We start from the raw sequence: 19409 nt of genomic DNA, 5'->3' as shown, positions 1-19409 counted from the left end.
CATGTCCGTATAAGTTAGGAGGCGTGTTTTTCATGCTGGAGGCATTGAAAGAGGCCGTATGCGAAGCGAATATCGAGCTTACGAAGTACGGATTAGTTACGTTTACTTGGGGCAATGTGAGTGGAATCGACCGCGAGCGCGGACTTGTTGTCATTAAACCGAGCGGTGTCCCTTATTCCGAAATGAAGCCTGAGCATATGGTCGTCGTCGACTTGAATGGCACCGTCGTAGAAGGCAATCTTCGTCCGTCATCCGATACGCCTACGCATATCGTATTGTATAAGGCGTTCGAATCGATCGGAGGCGTTGTGCATACACATTCTCCATGGGCGACTAGCTGGGCGCAGGCTGGCAGATCGCTGCCGGCGCTTGGGACGACGCACGGGGATTATTTTTATGGTGAGGTGCCTTGTACGCGTTCGATGACGCAGGCAGAAATTCAAGGTGCATATGAGCATGAGACAGGCGTCGTTATCGTCGAAGCGTTTGAGCAGGCTGGCCTTGATCCGTCCCGCATTCCTTCAGTGCTCGTGCACAGTCATGCGCCGTTCAGCTGGGGCAAAGATCCGCATGATGCAGTTCATAACGCGGTTGTGCTTGAGGAATGCGCTAAGATGGCGTTCAACACCTATGCACTCAATCCGAATGTGCAGCCGATGGACCAGAACCTGTTGGACCGCCATTACTTGCGCAAGCATGGTGTGAATGCCTACTACGGGCAAAAATAAATCTCAACCATTGGGAGAAGGAGCATAGACGATGAGCACCAAATATGCAATCGGCGTTGACTACGGAACGCAGTCCGGCCGCGCCGTTCTCGTGGATCTGTCGAACGGCCATGAAGTGGCGGAGCATGTTACGCCATACCGTCACCATGTTATTGATGAGCAGCTACCTGAATCCGGCATCAAGCTAGAACACGACTGGGCGCTTCAGCATCCGGCTGATTATATTGAAGTGCTGGAGACGTCCGTTCCGGCGGTCATGAAGGAATCCGGCATTAATCCGGCGGATGTGATCGGTCTTGGCATCGACTTCACTGCATGCACGATGCTGCCGATTGATGCCGAAGGTACGCCGCTTTGCTTCAAGCCAGAGCTGAAAGATAATCCGCACAGCTGGCTAAAGCTGTGGAAGCATCATGCGGCGCAGGACGAAGCGAACCGGATTAACGAGATCGCGGCATCGCGCGGAGAGAGCTTCCTTCCTCGCTACGGCGGTAAAATTTCGTCCGAGTGGATGCTGGCCAAGGTATGGCAAATATTGAACGAGGCGCCGGAGATCTATGAGCTGGCGGATCAATTCGTCGAAGCGACCGACTGGGTCGTCGGCCAGATGACGGGCAATATTGTACGGAACAGCTGCACGGCCGGCTATAAGGCGATTTGGCACAAGCAGGAGGGCTATCCGAGCAGAGCGTTCTTGAAAGCGCTTGATCCGCGTCTTGAGCATTTGACTGATACGAAGCTGCGCGGTGACGTCGTTGCGCTTGGCACGAAGGCCGGTGAATTAACGGCGGATATGGCATCGCGCATGGGGCTTGCTGCCGGTACGGCTATTGCAGTCGGTAACGTGGACGCGCATGCGGCAGTTCCGGGCGTTGGCGTCGTTACGCCTGGTAAGCTCGTAATGGCGATGGGAACTTCAATCTGCCATATGCTGCTCGGTACGGAGGAGAAGGAAGTAGAGGGCATGTGCGGCGTCGTCGAGGACGGCATCATTCCGGGGTACTTCGGTTATGAAGCGGGACAATCGGCAGTCGGCGATATTTTCGAATGGTATGTGGAGGAAGCCGTTCCGGCTTATGTGAAGGAACAAGCGGAGAAGGAAGGCGTGAACGTTCACGTTTATTTGGAGCGAATGGCTTCTGAGCTTGCTGTCGGGGAGTCGGGCCTTGTGGCGCTCGACTGGTGGAACGGCAATCGCTCTGTACTTGTTGACACCGATCTGACCGGGATGATCGTCGGCTTGACGCTGCTGACGAAGCCTTGGGAAATTTACCGCGCGCTTCTTGAAGCGACCGCTTTCGGCACACGCAAAATTGTAGATGCGTTCCACAACAGCGGCGTTGAAGTCAACGAGCTGTACGCGTGCGGCGGCTTGCCGCAAAAAAATCGGCTGCTCATGCAAATTTATGCGGACGTTACGAATCGCGAGATTAAAGTTGCAGCGTCCAAGCAGACGCCTGCGCTTGGAGCAGCGATGTTCGGTGCGGTCGCGGCTGGCTCGGCGAAGGGCGGATACGACAGCATCGTCGAGGCAGCGCAGAAGATGGCACGCGTACGCGAGGAATCGTTCAAGCCGATTCCAGCTAATGTAGCTGTATATGAGAAGCTGTATGCGGAATATAATCAGCTTCATGACTATTTCGGCCGTGGCGCGAACGATGTGATGAAACGTCTGAAAGCGATCAAGGAAGCTGCATCGACAAGGCACTAATAGATATGATTTCCGGCCTCCTGTATGGCGCGATTGCGGCATGCAGGGGGTTTTTTGCGTAAGGGGATCAATGGCTATGGGATAATGCTCCTAAATGGATGACGCCGCTTGCCTACAGACTTTTGTCCTGACAGCAGACACACTATTTGGTTAGAAAAATTAGAGAATCTTAGGTTGGATAATAGACATATATTCATATAGAATGTAGGTTGATAGATTTTTATGCTGGCAGACACAGATAGAGATAGAGAGATATAGACTGCTTAATGTAGGAGATGGGGTTGTGTATTGCACGTACTGCGGCAAATTAAACCATCAGCAGGACGGGCGGTTTTGCAGCTATTGCGGCAAGCCGCTCGTGCTTGAAGATATAGTGGAAGAACAAGCGGAGCAGGAAACAGCCGCTTCAGCCGGTGCGGCCGTTATCAAGGGTAAGCAGAAGGACGTATCCGGCGGGCAAGTGATGAAGTCGTTATCTGATGAGATGTGGGATACAGATGAGCTGGAGATTACCCGTGTCTGGAGGCCGTCGGAGGCGCTTCAGGACGTCTTGCATGAGGAGCATGAGGAAGGCTTGCCTATTGAACCTGCAGAGGGAGAGCTTGGTGATCAGACGGAGCAGCAAACGTTCCGTAAGAGCAAATGGATCAGCGCGTATGTCTGGCTCGTCCCGCTTGTGCTCGCTTTGCTGACCGGCGTTGTGTTATATGGCTATTACTCGTATGAGAAGCTTCAAAATGACCGAGTCGAAAGCTGGCATGAGGAGGCGAAGCGGCAAGCGCTTCTTGGAAGCTATGATAAGGCGGCTAATCTGCTGGAGCAGGCGATAAGGAAACGGCCGAATCATGCGGCGCTGCAAGCTGATCGGGCAATTGTGAAGGAAGCGGCAGAGCTGCAGGCGAAGCTTGCGCAGGCGTCGGATCAGCTGGGCAAGCAGCATTTAGACGACGCAGTCAAATTGCTTAACGAGACAGAGGGGCTGCTGGATCAACATAAGGAGCCGGTGTTCGACCCTCTTCATCAAAGCTTGCAGGAGCAGCGGACACGGCAAATTGTAATGTCGATTCAAGCGGAGCTGGATGGGCTTGGTACCGTGTCGGAGCTCGCGGACAAGCTTAGAATGATGAACGGATTAAACAGCGAGGAAGCGAAAGCGGTCCACGACCAAATCGTAGGAAGAATTGTCGATGTTGCGCTAGCGGAGTCGGAGAGGCTGCTGGGCAAGAAAGATTTTAGCGATGCAACGGCTGTCGTGGAGGAAGGCTTGGATTATGCGGTTGACAATGAGGAGCTGCTGTCGATGAAATCGCATATAGACAAAGAGAAGAAAGCCTACGAGGACGCAGAGAAGAGCCGGATCGAGCATGCGCTGCAGAAGGCGGCGGAGGAGGATTTAAAGAATCGCACCGCGGCTGTTCAGACGGGGACAACAAGCACGACACTGGATGAATTCGGCGATCTTCATGTCCATATTGAGCTTGAGAATGTGGCGACGAAGACCATTTATTCCGTCTATGCTCAATATACGCTGTTGGCTGCTGACGGCAGCACGATTGGAACGGGGACAGCCTATGCAACGCCAGACAGCGTGGAGCCGGGTGAGAAAGCTGTGATCAACGATATTTTTTATGGCGCTTATATGAAAGCAACGGTCCGGATAGACAAAGCCGGTTGGTATTTGGATTAGGAGAGGACATGCAATGAGAAAAGAAGGGTGGGTTTGCCTTGTTGCCAGCCTTATCGTATTGGGCGCAGGAGCGGCGGGCGCATGGCAAATTAACAGCAAAGTGCCGGAAGCACTAAGCAAGGGACCACTGCTGGCAATGCCCGCTGAGGCATCTGATTCGATTATGAGCTTGGCGGACCGGCCGCTGAAGGACATTATTTTTGCTACGCAGAAGCTGGTCGTCATGATCGAGACAGAGGACGGCTCGCTCGGGTCGGGCTTTTTGTACAACAACGAGGGTGACCTCATTACGAACGGGCATGTTGTCGTCGGCACTAATGAAGTGAAGGTTAAGATGTCGGACGCCCGTGAACTGACCGGTACAGTTATCGGGATCAGTCCGGATATTGATGTCGCGGTCGTTCGTGTTCCAGAGCTGGCAGGGATGCAGCCGCTGACGCTGGACAGCAAGAATAGAGGCGAGTTGGGCGACGAGGTGCTTGCGATCGGCAGTCCATTGGGTTATCAGAATACGGTGACAACAGGCATCATTAGCGGAGTCGGACGCGATCTCGATATCGAGCCGTATTCGTATAAGGATATGTATCAAATCTCAGCGCCTATCGCGCCGGGTAACAGCGGCGGGCCGCTTGTAGATCGAGAATCAGGGGCAGTCATCGGCATTAACTCAGCTGGTGCGGAGCAGGGCTCGATCGGATTCAGCATTCCATTGGATCAAGTGATGGAGCTTGTCGAAGGCTGGTCGGCTTCTCCAATGGAGCAGCTGCCGGATACAGCGATGGATTCGGATACATTCGAGGAAGGCGGCGTAGGTGATGTGACGTTCGAGGATATGGCTAGCTATCTCGTCACTCATTTCTATGACAGCTTGAACAGCGGCGACTATGTGTACGCATATTCGCTGATCGGCAGCACGTGGCTGACGGGCACAACGTATGAACGGTTCCGCGAAGGTTACATTACAACGAAGAATGTGACGATCGACCATGTCGATGTTAGAGTAACCGAGGAGGAGAACGCGGAAGTGACAGCGTTCATTACGGCGGAGGAGCGTGTAGACGGGGAGCAGCGAATTAGCAAATATAAAGTTATCTATACGGTTGGATATGAGAACGATCAATTGAAGCTGCTTAGCGGCAAAGGCGAACAAATCAAATCGTAACAAGCCTAAAGGGGCACTCTAGACAGTCAGTGAATACTGACCGACGGAGCGCCCCTTTATGTCGCATGCGCTTTGTTGTAGATGGAAATGGACGATTCGCACGGAATATCTGCATGTAATGCAATCTTCTTACGCTTATCTGTCGTGTGCAGCTGAATTACTGCAAGGAGTGCAGAATTCAGGTTCGTTGCAGTAACCTAGATTTCATAGAAAAAGGTTGTGCAGAAAACAAAATGTTGTTTTCCACACAACCTTTTAGTATTTCAGCCGCCTCTTAGATACACAATGTCGAAGAGTTATGGTTAATGATTAACGGCTGCGCAGCTGCAAGTCCGATACAAGCTCCTCGATCGAACGGTCTAGTCGCTCGACAAGCTCATCTGCCAACGAGAATGATACGCTGTCGTCTTGGCTCCGCGTCACTTGATTGTCTGTTGCATAGATTGGGCTAATAAAGTTACGTGCGCCGATGGCGGACAGGACAGGCTTGAGCGAATAGTCGATGGACAGTAAATGCGCGATCGTACCGCCGATAAAGAGAGGTGCTACGATTTTGTTAACGAGTCCTTTCTGTGGCAGCAAGTCAAGATAGGTCTTCAAAATTCCGCTGTAAGATGCTTTGTAGACTGGGCTTGCGATGACGACTGCATCGGCCGATTCGACGAGCGCATTAGCTTCAGCAATAGCTGGGCTATCCCAGCGGGCTAGAATCAAGTCTTCTGCCGGAAGGGAAGTCACTTGGATCGTTGCAGTCTCGATACCGCGGCTTACAAGCTGCTGGTGAAAATAGTCTGTAATCCCTTTCAAACGGGATATTGGATTAGGGGTTGCAATAATAAAAACGACCTTGGACATTACTAGTCAACTCCTTAGTGGATGGATTATGGTACGGATAGGTTATAGGATGTGGTTGATTTCATTTAATTCCGATGGAAATTGTATGAATATACTTACTATATCATGCGATGTAAGACCGGTCAATGATGAATCTGGGTGAAGATGACAGCACAAACTCCCCATACCATTATACCGGTATGGGGAGTTCGGTTAAAGTTCCGTCATGACGTTCAATCAGTCGCTGTTCTCGAAATCGTCCTCATCAACATTGTTGTGTTCTTCCTCATTTTGCACTTCATAAGTGCCATCGTAGATGACCTCGTCTTCGCTGCGCAGCGGCCTAAGGTGAAGCTCGAGCTCTAGATTGTCGCCGCGTTGAAGAGGTGTGTTCAGCAGGGTGGATGGAATTGGGCGTCCGTTTATTCTTAACGTGTACGTTATTCCATCGGTGATCGGGATGCCCCGGACTGACGTAATCTGACCGTTAAAGCTGATCGTAACTGCACCGGTTGCGCGCAGCGCTTGTGCAATCGTTATTCCTTGGAAGAAAGGTACGGTATACGCCTGCGTTGCGTTCGGGAATACCCGTCCTCCATTGATTAGCACTGTGACCGCATTTGGTATTGGAGATGGTCCCGGCGGGAACGGCACTGGTATTGGCAACGGAATTGGGAATGGCCCTGGTGGAAACGGTGGTCTAGGCGGCGGGAACGGTCCTGGTGGGAACGGTGGTCTAGGCGGCGGGAACGGTCCTGGCGGGAACGGTCCTGGCGGGAACGGTCCTGGCGGGAACGGCCCTGGCGGGAACGGTCCTGGCGGGAACGGCCCTGGCGGGAACGGCCCCGGCGGACGCGGCGGTGGCCCCGGCGGCCCTGGTGGCTGGCCAGGCGGCATCATACCCCTCGGATCGTAGTAGTAGCCGTTGCTATTATCGCCTTCAGCATGCGGCACTTGCACATCCGGAGCATAGGCATTCGAATCGTATCCTGGATCGTAGCTATTATCGTACCCATATGAGTAATAAGGGTAACCATAGCCATAATAATTCGGATACATCGACTTGTTCGCCTCCTTATCCTTCAGAGCGTTTGTATTGGTTAAGTGTATGCACTCATAGCGTGTATACTTGCCTATTGATCCAAGAAAGATTGAATTTCCAACGCTCCAGCCACACAAAAACGCCGCCCCTCGAAAGGGACGACGTCTTGGCTTTCCATCCTCTTATTTCACTGCAGCCTCGTAGCGTTGGCCAACAGCAGCCCAGTTTACAACGTTCCAGAACGCTGAGATGTAGTCAGGGCGTTTGTTTTGATATTTCAGGTAGTAAGCGTGCTCCCATACGTCCAGACCGAGGATCGGCGTATCGCCTTCCATGATCGGGCTGTCTTGGTTAGGCAGGCTGTATACTTTCAGTTTGCCGTCTTGTCCAACAGCGAGCCATGCCCAGCCGGAGCCGAAGCGAGTTGCTGCTGCTTTAGCGAAATCTTCTTTGAATTTATCGAAGCCGCCGAGCTCGCTTGCGATTGCGTCTGCAAGCTTGCCTGTTGGAGCGCCGCCGCCGTTAGGACCGATCGTTTCCCAGAAGAGGGAGTGGTTCGCATGACCGCCGCCATTGTTGCGAACGGCTGTACGGATTGCTTCTGGCACGCTGTTCAGGTCAGCAATCAGCTCTTCAACCGATTTGCTTTGCAGTTCTGGAGCGGACTCCAGAGCAGCGTTCAGGTTCGTTACATAAGTGTTGTGGTGACGATCGTGGTGAATCGTCATCGTCGTCTCGTCGATATGAGGTTCCAGCGCGTTAGCTGCGTAAGGCAGTGCAGGCAGTTGATGAGCCATTGTAAATACCTCCTGATATTGTGTTGATTTCAGGTACATTATCCCTTATTCAAAAGAATAAATCAACATTATTGTTGCGAAAGTCGAATGGTGCTAGAACGGCAATAGGTTAGCCCGTTATCGTAGCGAATATACAGGAAAAACGCGAAAATTTGAGCTATCACGTCGAAAATCTATGAAAACGCTTAAATTTAAGCGCTTTCAACAAAATTAAAGCGTTTTCAAGAGATTTTTAAAGAATTTTTAACTTTTTAGCAGGATTTTTATTGTTTTTGTCGTAATTTATAGATTAAGCTTGTACTACGATTATGACATCGATTCGAGGAGTTGTAACACATGTACGTTCGTTCCTTTCAACTATCTGACTACGGTGCTGTGACGGAACTACTAGAAACCGTATTGTCAGATGATTGCTATGAACTGACAATGAGCGCTTTCGCACGGCAATTGTCATGGGATAGCGATTTGGTACTCGTTGCTGTGAAACAAGGTGAGATCGTCGGCATGATTATTGGTACGATCGATAACAATAAGGCTTATTACTATCGTGTGGCCGTGAAACAAGAGTACCAGCGTCAAGGAATTGGCCAAGCGCTGATTCGAAGCTTGAGGCAACGATTTGAGCAGCGTCATGTGACCAAGATTATGATTACAGCAGATGAGCATAACGAGAAGGTGCTTCCGCTGTATGAGAAGCTGGGCTATGTAGCCAGCGATTTTTTTCGCTCGTTCCAGAAGCTTAGCATTGTAGCAGGTTAGGCATCATGTGTCATTATAGAGACAACGATTAGGACATTAGTTCCTGTTATTGAAAGCATATCCTAATGCCATTGCTTTTGGCGCCTGGATATGCTTTTCTTATACTATTAGACAGAACTCGATCAGGTGGAACGTATGAACAATTACCAGCCTTGTATGATCAAGAGCTTTAAGCACAATGGCCGATTACATCGGCTTTGGCATCGCAATTGGCTCGTTCCGGCGGATCGGCTTGCCCCAGAGCATGCCGCGTTGTCGATGACTGTCCTCATTAACCGGCAGACGCCTATTCAAGAGGCAGACGGAAAGCTGTGGAAGAGTCGGGTGCCTGCCGTATCCTTTTTTATTCCGGGTGAATGGTACAACATCGTCGCACTCCTGGAGGATGGCGGCATTCGCTACTATTGCAATGTTGCGTCACCGGTGACGCGAAGCGATGACGATGTGCTGACTTATATCGATTACGATTTGGACGTTATTCGCACAGCGGACGGAGGTGTTCATGTCGTCGACCGTGATGAATTCGAAAGGCACCGTCTGATTTATCATTATCCGGACATTGTCATTGATAAAGTGGAGGCAGGTCTACAGCAGCTGCTTTCGCGGGTGAAGGCGCAGGAAGCGCCTTTTAACGATAGCGATGTGATAAAGTATTATGAAGATTGGCTAAGGGAGTCGGCTAATTTCGTATAGGAGTTGAACTATGTCCGAGCTGGAGTCTGAAGCACGTACAGAGTTGGAGGAGAAGGAGCAGCCGCGATTTATTGAATGGGTGGGATGGATCAAGACGGTATCTATCGCCCTAACGATTGTGCTGCTGCTTCATGCTTTCGTCTTTCATCTGTCCAAGGTGGAGGGGCATTCGATGGAGCCTACGCTGCACGATCATGACTGGCTGTTCGTTAATAAGCTTGTTTATTTGATCGGCAGCCCGAAGCTGGACGATATCGTTATTCTGAAGGACCCGTATGAGGGGACGGACCGCAAGCTGCTCGTCAAGCGAGTGGTTGGACTGCCGGGTGACAAGATCGAAATTCGCGAGCGGGTGCTGTACCGCAATGGTGTGCCGGCATACGAGCCTTATACGGACTCGGAGATTGACGACAATGATTATGGACCATATATCGTGCCGGAGGGCAGCTATTTCGTGATGGGTGACAACCGCCATTCACGGGCCAGCCGAGACAGCCGCTCGTTCGGCGCTGTGACAAGAAATCAAATTAGCGGGCGGGCGGATTGGATTGTATGGCCGGTTTCCGATATCGATTCGTTGTAATAAGTTAATCAGACGTTTGCAGTCTAATTGGGAGTCATGGATTTACTGATGCGGAATAACCGGGAGGAGGACAAGCGAATGGAGTCAGAAGCAGCAGTACAACAACACGTTCCTAATGAGCCATCGTCGGCTTGGCCGCAAGAGGTGCCTCACCGGGATTGGCATGCGTTCAAGGAGGAGCTGAAGGCAGCAGCCAAGTGGCTTGGAATTGATGATATCGGGATTGCTTCAGCTGATCCATTCGTAGAATTGAAAGAACGATTGATCCGACATCGGGAATTGGGCCGGGAGTCAGGCTTCGAGGAAGCCGATCTCGATCGCAGAACGAATCCGGCGCTGCTATTCGACCGGCCGAAGTCGATTATCGCGATCGCGGTAGCATACCCGTCCAAGCTTGCCAATGCGCCGAAGTCGGAGCCGGGAGCTCGAAGAGGTATTTTCGCCCGCGCTTCTTGGGGAATTGATTATCATACTGCACTGCGGGAAAGACTCGCCAAGCTGGAAGCTTGGCTGCGGGAAAGAATACCGGAGGTGCGGGTAGAGAGTATGGTCGATACGGGCGCTTTGTCCGATCGGGCGGTTGCAGAACGAGCTGGGCTTGGCTGGAGCGCCAAAAACTGCTCCATCATTTCACCGAAGCTCGGCTCGTGGATATATCTTGGCGAAATGATAACAAATCTACCGCTACCGCCGGACGTTCCGGTGACAGATAATTGCGGGAGCTGTACGAAATGTATCGACGCTTGTCCAACAGGCGCGATTGTCGGACCAGGACAGCTTGATTCGAACAAATGTGTATCGTTCCTGACCCAGACCAAAGACATGCTGCCGGACGAATATATGCGCAAAATCGGCAATCGTCTTTACGGCTGTGATACATGCCAGATCGTATGCCCGGAGAACCGAGGGAAGAACTGGACCCATCATTCCGATTTGCAGCCCGATCCGGAGGTGGCAAAGCCTCTGCTTCTGCCGCTGCTGACGATCGGTAACCGCGAGTTCAAGGAGCAGTACGGCTCTATCTCTGGTGCATGGCGCGGCAAAAAGCCGATACAGCGCAATGCAGTCATCGCGCTGGGTAATTTTCGTGACAAAGCTGCTGTTCCAGCATTAGTGGATGTGCTTCTAAAGGATACTCGTCCCGTACTAAGAGGGACAGCCGCTTGGGCACTAGGCCGAATTGGAGGAGAGGAAGCAGCAGCTGCTCTTCGACTTGCATCAGAGCAAGAGACAGACGCCAAGGCGGCGGAGGTCATTACCCGGGCAATGACGGCGCTTTCAAGTCGTGAGGACGAAGGGACCGAGGACGTCCACTGAAGCTTGTGACCGGGCGAGTGTCCTTGCGTGTCTACCGGCATGTCGAAAAGGAAAAATCATCGTTTGCGAACAAAATGCTAACATGCTAGAATTAGTAACAATATGCCTAGATCCATGCAGGATGGGTTTAACAAAATAAGGACGGGTGACAGATTATGTGGTATGCGGTTACAGCCATTGTCGCACTGATCGTCGGCTTGGCCGGCGGATTTTTTGCAGGTGTATTCTACTTGCGTAAACAATTAGAACGGATGCAAAGCGATCCGGAGATGCTTCAGAAGATGGCGAAACAGATGGGTTACAATATGAATAAGCAGCAAATGCAGAGAGCGCAGCAAATGATGCGCAACCAGAAGTTCAAACGTTAGGAAACGGCAGTTTTCTGCGCGTCCGGAAGGAGGAGATCGGATGGCGGGCAAGAAGGATTACGTCAACTCCGCAGTAGGGAGCAATCGCGAGCAGATCGAGTACCATGTGCGTGAGATTTTGAAGCTGATCGGCGAAGATGTCGAACGGGAAGGCTTACTTGAGACGCCTGCGCGCGTGACTCGCATGTATGAAGAAATCTTTGCGGGCTATGAGGTTGATCCGCGCGATGTGCTAGGTGTGACGTTTGATGAGCAGCATGAAGAGCTTGTCATTGTGAAAGATATTGTCTATTACAGTCAGTGCGAGCATCATATGGCACCTTTCTTCGGAAAAGTCCATATCGGTTATATACCGAGCGGCAAGATTGCCGGTCTGAGCAAACTGGCCCGTCTTGTAGAGGCGGTGTCGCGCAGGCTTCAAGTGCAGGAAAGAATTACGTCACAAATCGCGGATATAATGGAGGAGACGCTCACGCCGCACGGCGTCATGGTCGTCGTCGAGGGTGAGCATCTGTGTATGTGTGCCCGTGGTGTCAAGAAGCCGGGCAGCAAGACGATTACGTCAGCTGTTAGAGGCCAGTTCCGTCGTGATCCTGCATCGCGTGCGGAGTTTTTGTCATTAATTAAAGAATAATGCTTGATGATGAGGAGAGCAGTCCCGTGCCGCAAGGCGGGGACTGCTCTTTTAGGTGCGCCCAGCATGGGCGCTATCTCTAGGGTTCAAGTCCCGAATGGTGAAGGACCGTGATAGACCGCCTCATTCAACAAGCGATCACGCAAGTACTAACACCTGTATTTGACCCTGCCTTTTCCGAGCACAGTTATGGATTTCGTCCGCAAAGACGAGGACATGATGCGGTGAGGAAGGCAAGAGGCTTTATGCAAGAAGGATACCGAATCGTAGTCGACATTGACCTTGAGAAGTTCTTCGACCGTGTAAACCATGACCGCCTAATGGCAAAGCTAGCGGAGCGAGTGAAAGACAAGATACTACTAAAGCTCATCTGCGCGTACTTGCAAGCAGGAGTAATGGAAAACGGACTCGTTCGGGGAACAGAAGAAGGAACGCCACAGGTCGGACCGCTAAGTCCATTATTATCTAACATTGTCTTGAATGAGCTAGATAAGGAACTGGAGAAGCGACAGCTCCGTTTTGTCCGTTATGCCGATGACTGCAATATCTACGTAAAGACGTGGAAAGCAGGACAGCGGGTCATGAACTCCATAAGTTTGTTCATTGAACGGAAGTTGAAGCTGAAAGTAAACCGAGAGAAGAGCGCGGTAGATCGACCATGGAACCGTAAGTTTCCAGGATTTACTTCCGGCAGAGAAAAAGCGAAACCGCAGATTCGAATTGCGTCCCAATCTTTGCAGCGAGTAAAGGCGAAGATAAGAGCAATGACATCGCGGAGCCGATCAACTCCAATGGAGATACGGATAAGAGAACTGAACCAGTACCTAATGGGATGGTGTGGATATTACGTACTAGCGGAAACGAAAAGCGTGTTTCAAGAGTTGGATGCTTGGACGAGAAGCGAACTGCGAATGTGCAAATGGAAGCAGTGGAAGCTGCCAAAGACGAAGGTAAGAGAGTTAATCTCATTGGGAGTTCCAAAGCATAAAGCCTATGAGTGAGGCAATACAAGGAAGAAATACTGGCGAATAGCGCTCAGTCCGATTTTGAGCCAAGCCTTAGGGAACCGATATTGGGCGACCAACGGACTTCAGAGTCTGACTGATCGGTACATGTTGTTGCGGAATAGACCATGAACCGCCGTATACCGAACGGTACGTACGGTGGTGTGAGAGGACGGGAGCTTGCCGCTCCCTCCTACTCGATTTATGTGTTTCTGCTAGAAAGGCTCCCACGTCAGCTTTCTCGCTTGCTCGAAGCGCTGATTGGCGTAAGGCCAGTTGACGACGTTCCACCAGTTCTGAACATAGTCTGGTCGTTTGTTCTGATATTTCAAATAGTAGGCGTGCTCCCACACATCCAGCGGCAAAATAGGGACGACGTCCCATTGCGACAAATTTTGATGCTTCTCCGCCGTCAAAATTTCAAGCCGCCGAGCTCGCGGACTCCAGACGAGAATTGCCCAGCCGCCGCCTTCAACCTTGTTGGCCGCTTCGGAGAACTGCTTCTTGAATGCCTCGAAGCTGCCGAAATCATTGCGAATTTGCGCGGCAAGCGACCCAGTTGGATGACCTCCGGCGTGAGGGGCCATAGACGGCCAGAAGAGCGTATGCAAATAATGTCCGGCGCCGTTGAACGCAAGCTCGCGCTCCCAGTGCTTAATAAGGTCGAAATTGCCGGACAGTCGGGCCTGCTGCAGCTCGCGTTCGGCCTTATTCAAGCCGTCGACGTAGCTTTGATGATGCTTGTCGTGATGGATTCGCATCGTCATCTCATCGATATAGGGCTCAAGTGCGTTATAGGCATACGGAAGAGGGGGCAGTCGATGCCCGCCGATAGGTACCTGTGCGGTTGGTGCACGTTCATCCGTATCGGCAGTGAATTCCGCAGGTGGTGTACCGGCAATCGTTGAATGGGCATCGGCGGCAGCATCGGAGCCTGTAAGCGTCCCGGAGGCAGGTGCTGACCAGTTTGCCTCACTGCCGGAAGCAGCCGCGGCCGGAGCGATCACCGTTCCAGGTCTTACGGGCGGACGTCCGGCAGGATCACCAGCGGCAGCAGACGGGCCATAGGTGCCTGCTGCGCTAGCGCGAGGCTTCACAGAAGCGGTTTTGCCGCGTTTGCGTACGCCTGTCGCACCAATTTGAACGACAGCCTCTTCTTTATCCGGGGGCTTGCTTGTGTCTTGAGCTTCGGTTGTGTATCCGTGACGGTAATATTCATTCATGCTTAAGAAGCCGTTAGACTCTCTGACGGCATGCAGGATGAACGATTTCGCCGCTTTGTTGGTGGTTAGTGAATGGCTGCGCTCGAGTATTTGGAGCAAGTGCTCGACGAACCGCTGTGACTGATAGGCGGCCGCCTCCAGCAGCCGATCGGCTCTCGTGTTGACGAGCTCCCAATCATTCTCCTCATCTGTAGTACGTGCCAGAGCCTCATTCAAGCAACGGTCAGCGACTCGCTCTGCCGTGCGCAGCGGCTGTTCCCATTCGGTCAGTACCCATGCGTACTCTGGTTCGAGATTGGGCAGCAGACTGCGTATGACAGCCGTGTGCTCGATTTCTTGTCTTTTCCAATCACGAATTTCCTCTAGCAGCCGAATGGGCGTCTGGTCTCCATATACGAAAAGCACGACATCAGCCTCCTTGTTCATGGCGATCTGTCCGAGTTGTCCGGATCTCCCGCGCTCGGCAAGAGAACGTAAGTCTACGCTACAGATGTATTCATGACATGAAGCAGCTATGTCGTGCTTTCAAATTATAGAAGCGATGTATCGATTTTCTCTTCGGTTAACTGCTGATGCACTTGCCCCAAAAATAAAGCCGCACGCTGAATATATTCTTTGGCATGAACCTGGAACAACAGCTCATGCTTACCGCCGCTGACGATCCACTCGCGGGATAGCGGGTTGGTTTGGTTAGCTGCGATACTTTCTGCGATTTCATAAGGCGCTTTGGCGTCTTCTGTACCGTGCATGATGAATAACGGAATAGGATAGTCGGTTGTCATCACTTCATCCGCTGGAATGCCGCTGAACGAGGTTCCGGTAAATGCCGGAAGCATGAGCTCGATGAGGGGGAGCGACGGATATTTAGGCAGCGGGAGAATCTGAGTAACGTTATGGAACAGCGTATCTGGACTCGGGAGAAACAGACTATCCAGAATCATGGCGTCAATATCATCCGTTACAAGTCCGGTCTGCAGAGCCGTTCCCGCCCCCATTGAGAAGCCCCAGACGACGATTTCACTAGCTCCGCGCGATTTAGCGTATTCAACTGCCGCAAGCAACTGTTGCGATTCCTCATGACCGCCGGTAGCCGGTGCCTTGTAATCTGTCGATGCATAGCCATAATCAAACATCAATACATTGTAATCCAGCTGATGAAGCAGCTGAGCGAGGTCATACATGGGTACCCATGTTTCTTCGCGATTAGCGCCGTAGCCGTGGCTGAATATTACGGTGCGCTTCGATTCAGCAGGCGGAACCGACAATGCTGCGGTCTGGAAAGCTCCGTCGGGCGTGTTCATACTGCTGTCACTGCCTGCCGGGATAAACCATCCACCGACCGTCGTTCGTCCGCTTTTGCTTGGAAAGGAAACATCCTCATAGGGGAGTCCCACAGCTTCGTTCGGATTGGAGTAGAGAGGGGCCACATACGGATGGGCCAGCATCCAGGCAATATAGCCGTGGAATGCGATCACCGCCAGAATACATAATGCGGCAGTCGCTGACACAGTGGCGAATAAAGCGTGTCTGCCCGTACGACGCCTGCTGCCTGCGGCAAGTCGGGAATCGGGACGAATGGCAGGTGCGGCTGGATTGGTTATAGGCATAGGTGTGGAAGCAATCGTGCTCATCCGAAACATCCCCTCTCTACAGTGGAAGCGCTTTAGTCTATTGGTACTATTATCGTATGACCGTACTACCGAGGGTGTCAATTGATGTCGATGACTTGTTATCCGTTTGTAATCTCCCTGTAAAATTGCGCATTATGGTTTACGTGACTCCTCCGTTAAGTTATACTAGAAGAAATAAGGTTTCATCCTATGAAACTATGAAACGGGTTATATGCATCGTTACATAGACATAAATAGACATGCTAGTTGAAGGGAGTGGCGATGGTGTCAGAGGAGGGTAAATCAACGGTGCGTGCCGTTGAACGGGCGCTCGATATATTACTGTGCTTCACCTCGGGGACAGATCTAGCGATGACCGAAATCGCGGAGCGGGTCGGACTGCACAAAAGCACCGTTCACCGTATGCTGTCGACACTGGAGGACCGTGGCTTTGTGGAACGCGACAGTGCGACGGAGCGTTATCGACTCGGCTTTCGGGTGTGGGAGCTGTCAGCGCATCTTACCTCGTCAGACGATCCTGCCGTTATATGGTTGCCAGAGATGGAGCGGCTTCGTAATTCACTCGGCGAGACCGTAAGTCTATACGTCAGAGACAGAGGCGAGCGGATTCGCATTCAAGCGGTGCAGAGTAATCAGGCTGTTCGCAGAGTAGCGACGGTAGGCGCACGCCTGCCGCTTTATGTTGGGGCGTCCAGCAAGGTGCTGATTGCATTCGCGGATGAGGCGGATCGGGAACTTATATGGAAGGAATTGGAATCTATTCAACCGGCGGTATTCAACCGATATATGTTCGAGTGTCTAATGACGGAGATTCGTCGCAACGGCTATGCGACGAGTATCGAGGAACGGGAGCCTGGGGCAGCAGCTGTATCGGCGCCGATATTCGATCGACACGGCCGACTCGTCGCTGCGTTGTCCGTATCGGGACCATCGAGCCGTCTGACGCTTGAGCGGTTGAGGGAAATTGCGCCGACGGTCATTGAGGCTGCTGGCAGGATGGGAACGATGGCAAGGTAAGAGTAAGCGCAGTAGGTTAGGAACGAGCCTGCTGCGCTTTTTATATGGGATGGAGAGAACTTGCGGGGTGACGGGACAGCAGGATAGCAGTATAAGAGGGTTAGTTAAATTGGTGCGAAATTGCATAATATACAGGATTTTAACCGTGTGCTGCGCTGACAGTAGTTGAATCTTGTATGGAATACAGGAAATTATGGCTCTAAGTCTGATTGTATTAGTAATTGAGCTTCAGAGTGTGCAATTTATGCAGTAATTCGTATGCAGTAACGACTTGCTACGAGCATTGTCTGCAATTTATAAATACTTTGTGCCTGCTGTCTCTAGAAGTCATTTTAAATGAGCATTTTCATCCGTGTTTGCAGCATGCTGGATATCGATGTCATCGGCAGGCGCAATGTGTCTGAAGACAGGACGCCTTGCTGGGCTAGCAGCCATTTCAGCGGCGCAGGGTTAGATTCTTGGAACAGAAGGCTGATGAGCGGCAGCAGGCGGCGGAATGCGTCTCCAGCCTCATTCATCCGGCCTTCTGATGCAAAGCGGTACACCTGTACGAAATCTCCTGTCCGTACGTTAGCCGAAGCCAGCATTCCACCGCTTGCACCCTGACACATCATCGCGTGGAACAATGCATCCTCTCCGCATAGAATCGGCTTGCAATCCGAGTACGCAGATAGCTCGGCGACAAGCTCGATGCCTCCTGAACTGTCCTTAAGCCCGATAACGCCGTCGATATCAAGAATAGCACGCATCGTATCGGCTTGTACCCGGACGCCGGTACGAGATGGAATCTCGTAAGCAATGACGGGGATACCAACTTGCGCGACAGCGCGGTAATGGGCAATGATTCCTTCTTGTGACGGACGATTGTAGTAGGGCACAACGACTAGGGCAGCATCGGCTCCCAGCAAGCCTGCCTGCTCCGTTCTCTTGATAGAGGAAATGGTGTCGTTCGTACCAGTACCGATGATTACGGGAATGTGACGACCGTTGCACTGTCTAGCTGTTTCAGTCGTTCGCATTAATCGTATGACCTCGTCCCAGCTGACAGTTGGCGACTCGCCAGTCGTCCCATTGAGCACAATACCTTGTATATCGTGGCTTAGCAAGCCGTTAAGATGCCGCTCGTAAGATGACAGGTCCAGCTCGCCGTCTGGATGGAATGGCGTTATGACAGGTACGTAAATCCCTTTCAAATCGCTTTCTTTAAGCATGAGTACAGCCTCCCGTAGCGTGGAATGGCTTTACTTTAACATGGAACTACACATCAGTGTTATCTATAATAAATGATGATCAATATCAATAATTTAGATGGGACGGTCTTGTTATGGAACTGACGTATTTACATACATTCCGAGAGGTTGCAGTACGCCAAAGCATTACACGTGCGGCGGAAGCACTAGGTTATGCGCAGTCCAGCGTGACGACGCAAATTCAGAAGCTGGAGAAGGCTTACAACGTGCAGCTGTTCGAACGGTTCGGCAAAGGGCTGCGCCTCACGCAGGCTGGAGAAGAACTACTGCGAATCGCAGTCCAAATGCTTGATCTCTACAAGCAGTCACAAGAGAAGCTGGCAAAGCAGGGAGGAGGCACTCTGACGATCGGGACGATCGACTCCATTGCATCATATTATCTTCCTCCACTTATTCAGCGTATTCGTGAGGAGCACCCGGAGCTGTCAATTCGGATGCAGCCGGACCGGGAGCCTGTGATATTGAGCAAAGTGTCGGAGGGTGAGATCGACTTTGGGCTGCTGTTAGATAAGAAGCCGTCGGATCTATCACTGACGTGGAGAACGATTAGGCGGGAACCGCTCGTTATTATTGCCCGGCCTGACCATCCTTTGACGACCTTTCAGCGGCTAGAGCTGCAGCAATTGGATGGCGCTGAATGGCTGATGACGGAAGAGAGCTGTAATTACAGAATAATGCTGGAGAAGCTGCTGAGGTCGCAAGGCGTGTCGTATCACATCGGACTGGAGCTTGGCAATCCGGAGGCGCTCAAGCGGTGCGTCAAAGCTGGATCGGGCATTGCGATCCTGCCGCGAATGGCTGCTGATGAGGAGCTCCGAAGAGGGGAACTGGCTGCGCTGCCGCTGCATCATTCTGAGCTAAGTCTGGAGCTTATGCTCGTCCTGCACCCGAAGAAGTGGCTGTCGAATGCGCTGCGTCGCTTTATGGAGCTGTGTGAGCAATGATTGCGCTTCGGAGCGTCGTTAGGGA

At 51.8% G+C, this 19409-nt stretch carries 18 protein-coding genes and 1 pseudogene; 13 read left to right on the top strand and 6 right to left on the bottom strand.

What is annotated here, in order from left to right; translation table 11 throughout:
• Nucleotides 1-32 precede the first annotated feature (32 nt).
• The 4 genes from araD to PXY01_RS17790 all read left to right on the top strand — a co-directional run bounded on the left by araD (nucleotide 33) and on the right by PXY01_RS17790 (nucleotide 5288).
• Nucleotides 33-728: an L-ribulose-5-phosphate 4-epimerase gene (araD, locus tag PXY01_RS17805; protein WP_127571763.1), complete on the top strand. Its 696-nt coding sequence runs from the start codon at nucleotides 33-35 to the stop codon at nucleotides 726-728.
• A 31-nt stretch (nucleotides 729-759) separates the two neighbouring features.
• On the top strand, nucleotides 760-2439 hold the full coding sequence (locus PXY01_RS17800; RefSeq protein ID WP_127571761.1) for a ribulokinase: 1680 nt from the start codon (nucleotides 760-762) through the stop codon (nucleotides 2437-2439).
• Nucleotides 2440-2722: 283 nt separating this feature from the next.
• Nucleotides 2723-4126 (top strand): FxLYD domain-containing protein, encoded by a 1404-nt coding sequence (locus PXY01_RS17795; RefSeq protein ID WP_127571759.1) that lies wholly within the window; start codon nucleotides 2723-2725, stop codon nucleotides 4124-4126.
• A 13-nt stretch (nucleotides 4127-4139) separates the two neighbouring features.
• Nucleotides 4140-5288 (top strand): S1C family serine protease, encoded by a 1149-nt coding sequence (locus PXY01_RS17790; RefSeq protein ID WP_127571757.1) that lies wholly within the window; start codon nucleotides 4140-4142, stop codon nucleotides 5286-5288.
• Nucleotides 5289-5597: 309 nt separating this feature from the next.
• Here PXY01_RS17790 and ssuE read toward each other — a convergent pair whose 3' ends face one another.
• The 3 genes from ssuE to PXY01_RS17775 all read right to left on the bottom strand — a co-directional run bounded on the left by ssuE (nucleotide 5598) and on the right by PXY01_RS17775 (nucleotide 7961).
• Entirely contained in the window at nucleotides 5598-6143 is a 546-nt protein-coding gene (ssuE, locus tag PXY01_RS17785) for an NADPH-dependent FMN reductase (RefSeq protein ID WP_127571756.1), read from the bottom strand.
• 216 nt (nucleotides 6144-6359) lie between these two features.
• Entirely contained in the window at nucleotides 6360-7181 is an 822-nt protein-coding gene (locus PXY01_RS17780) for a hypothetical protein (RefSeq protein ID WP_127571754.1), read from the bottom strand.
• Between the two features lie 165 nt (nucleotides 7182-7346).
• Complete coding sequence (locus PXY01_RS17775) at nucleotides 7347-7961, bottom strand: superoxide dismutase (protein WP_127571752.1); 615 nt, start codon at nucleotides 7959-7961, stop codon at nucleotides 7347-7349.
• A gap of 336 nt (nucleotides 7962-8297) precedes the next feature.
• Between PXY01_RS17775 and PXY01_RS17770 the strand changes: the two genes are divergently transcribed.
• From PXY01_RS17770 to ltrA, 7 genes and pseudogenes are all read left to right on the top strand, one after another.
• The gene (locus PXY01_RS17770) at nucleotides 8298-8720 is read left to right on the top strand and encodes a GNAT family N-acetyltransferase (RefSeq protein WP_127571750.1); all 423 of its coding nucleotides are present in this window, start codon (nucleotides 8298-8300) and stop codon (nucleotides 8718-8720) included.
• A gap of 135 nt (nucleotides 8721-8855) precedes the next feature.
• On the top strand, nucleotides 8856-9413 hold the full coding sequence (locus PXY01_RS17765; protein ID WP_127571748.1) for a DUF402 domain-containing protein: 558 nt from the start codon (nucleotides 8856-8858) through the stop codon (nucleotides 9411-9413).
• A 10-nt stretch (nucleotides 9414-9423) separates the two neighbouring features.
• Nucleotides 9424-9996 carry a signal peptidase I gene (gene lepB / locus PXY01_RS17760; protein ID WP_127571746.1) on the top strand — a complete coding sequence of 191 codons (573 nt, stop codon included), beginning with the start codon at nucleotides 9424-9426 and terminating at the stop codon, nucleotides 9994-9996.
• Between the two features lie 78 nt (nucleotides 9997-10074).
• A complete protein-coding gene (gene queG, locus PXY01_RS17755) occupies nucleotides 10075-11313 on the top strand; it encodes a tRNA epoxyqueuosine(34) reductase QueG (protein WP_127571744.1) in 1239 nt (412 codons plus the stop codon).
• 155 nt (nucleotides 11314-11468) lie between these two features.
• Nucleotides 11469-11681, top strand: coding sequence for a YneF family protein (locus PXY01_RS17750; protein WP_127571742.1), 213 nt, complete (start codon nucleotides 11469-11471; stop codon nucleotides 11679-11681).
• 40 nt (nucleotides 11682-11721) lie between these two features.
• Nucleotides 11722-12315 (top strand): GTP cyclohydrolase I FolE, encoded by a 594-nt coding sequence (gene folE / locus PXY01_RS17745; RefSeq protein WP_127571740.1) that lies wholly within the window; start codon nucleotides 11722-11724, stop codon nucleotides 12313-12315.
• A 107-nt stretch (nucleotides 12316-12422) separates the two neighbouring features.
• Nucleotides 12423-13451 (top strand): annotated as a pseudogene (gene ltrA, locus PXY01_RS17740) (group II intron reverse transcriptase/maturase); the annotation flags it as partial.
• A gap of 83 nt (nucleotides 13452-13534) precedes the next feature.
• Here ltrA and PXY01_RS17735 read toward each other — a convergent pair.
• Nucleotides 13535-14947 (bottom strand): Fe-Mn family superoxide dismutase, encoded by a 1413-nt coding sequence (locus PXY01_RS17735; RefSeq protein ID WP_127571738.1) that lies wholly within the window; start codon nucleotides 14945-14947, stop codon nucleotides 13535-13537.
• Between the two features lie 125 nt (nucleotides 14948-15072).
• Nucleotides 15073-16173 carry an alpha/beta hydrolase gene (locus PXY01_RS17730; RefSeq protein ID WP_127571736.1) on the bottom strand — a complete coding sequence of 367 codons (1101 nt, stop codon included), beginning with the start codon at nucleotides 16171-16173 and terminating at the stop codon, nucleotides 15073-15075.
• A gap of 261 nt (nucleotides 16174-16434) precedes the next feature.
• Between PXY01_RS17730 and PXY01_RS17725 the strand changes: the two genes are divergently transcribed.
• Entirely contained in the window at nucleotides 16435-17190 is a 756-nt protein-coding gene (locus tag PXY01_RS17725; RefSeq protein WP_127571734.1) for an IclR family transcriptional regulator, read from the top strand.
• Between the two features lie 332 nt (nucleotides 17191-17522).
• Here the strand turns inward: PXY01_RS17725 and dapA are convergent, their stop codons facing one another.
• A complete protein-coding gene (gene dapA / locus PXY01_RS17720; protein ID WP_127571732.1) occupies nucleotides 17523-18401 on the bottom strand; it encodes a 4-hydroxy-tetrahydrodipicolinate synthase in 879 nt (292 codons plus the stop codon).
• Between the two features lie 113 nt (nucleotides 18402-18514).
• On the opposite strand from dapA, the gene PXY01_RS17715 reads away from it, so the two are divergent.
• On the top strand, nucleotides 18515-19384 hold the full coding sequence (locus PXY01_RS17715) for a LysR family transcriptional regulator (protein ID WP_127571730.1): 870 nt from the start codon (nucleotides 18515-18517) through the stop codon (nucleotides 19382-19384).
• Nucleotides 19385-19409 lie beyond the last annotated feature (25 nt).

The organism is Paenibacillus xylaniclasticus (assembly GCF_004001065.1).
Lineage (GTDB): Bacteria > Bacillota > Bacilli > Paenibacillales > Paenibacillaceae > Paenibacillus_T > Paenibacillus_T xylaniclasticus.
This window is presented reverse-complemented; position numbering and strand designations above follow the sequence as displayed.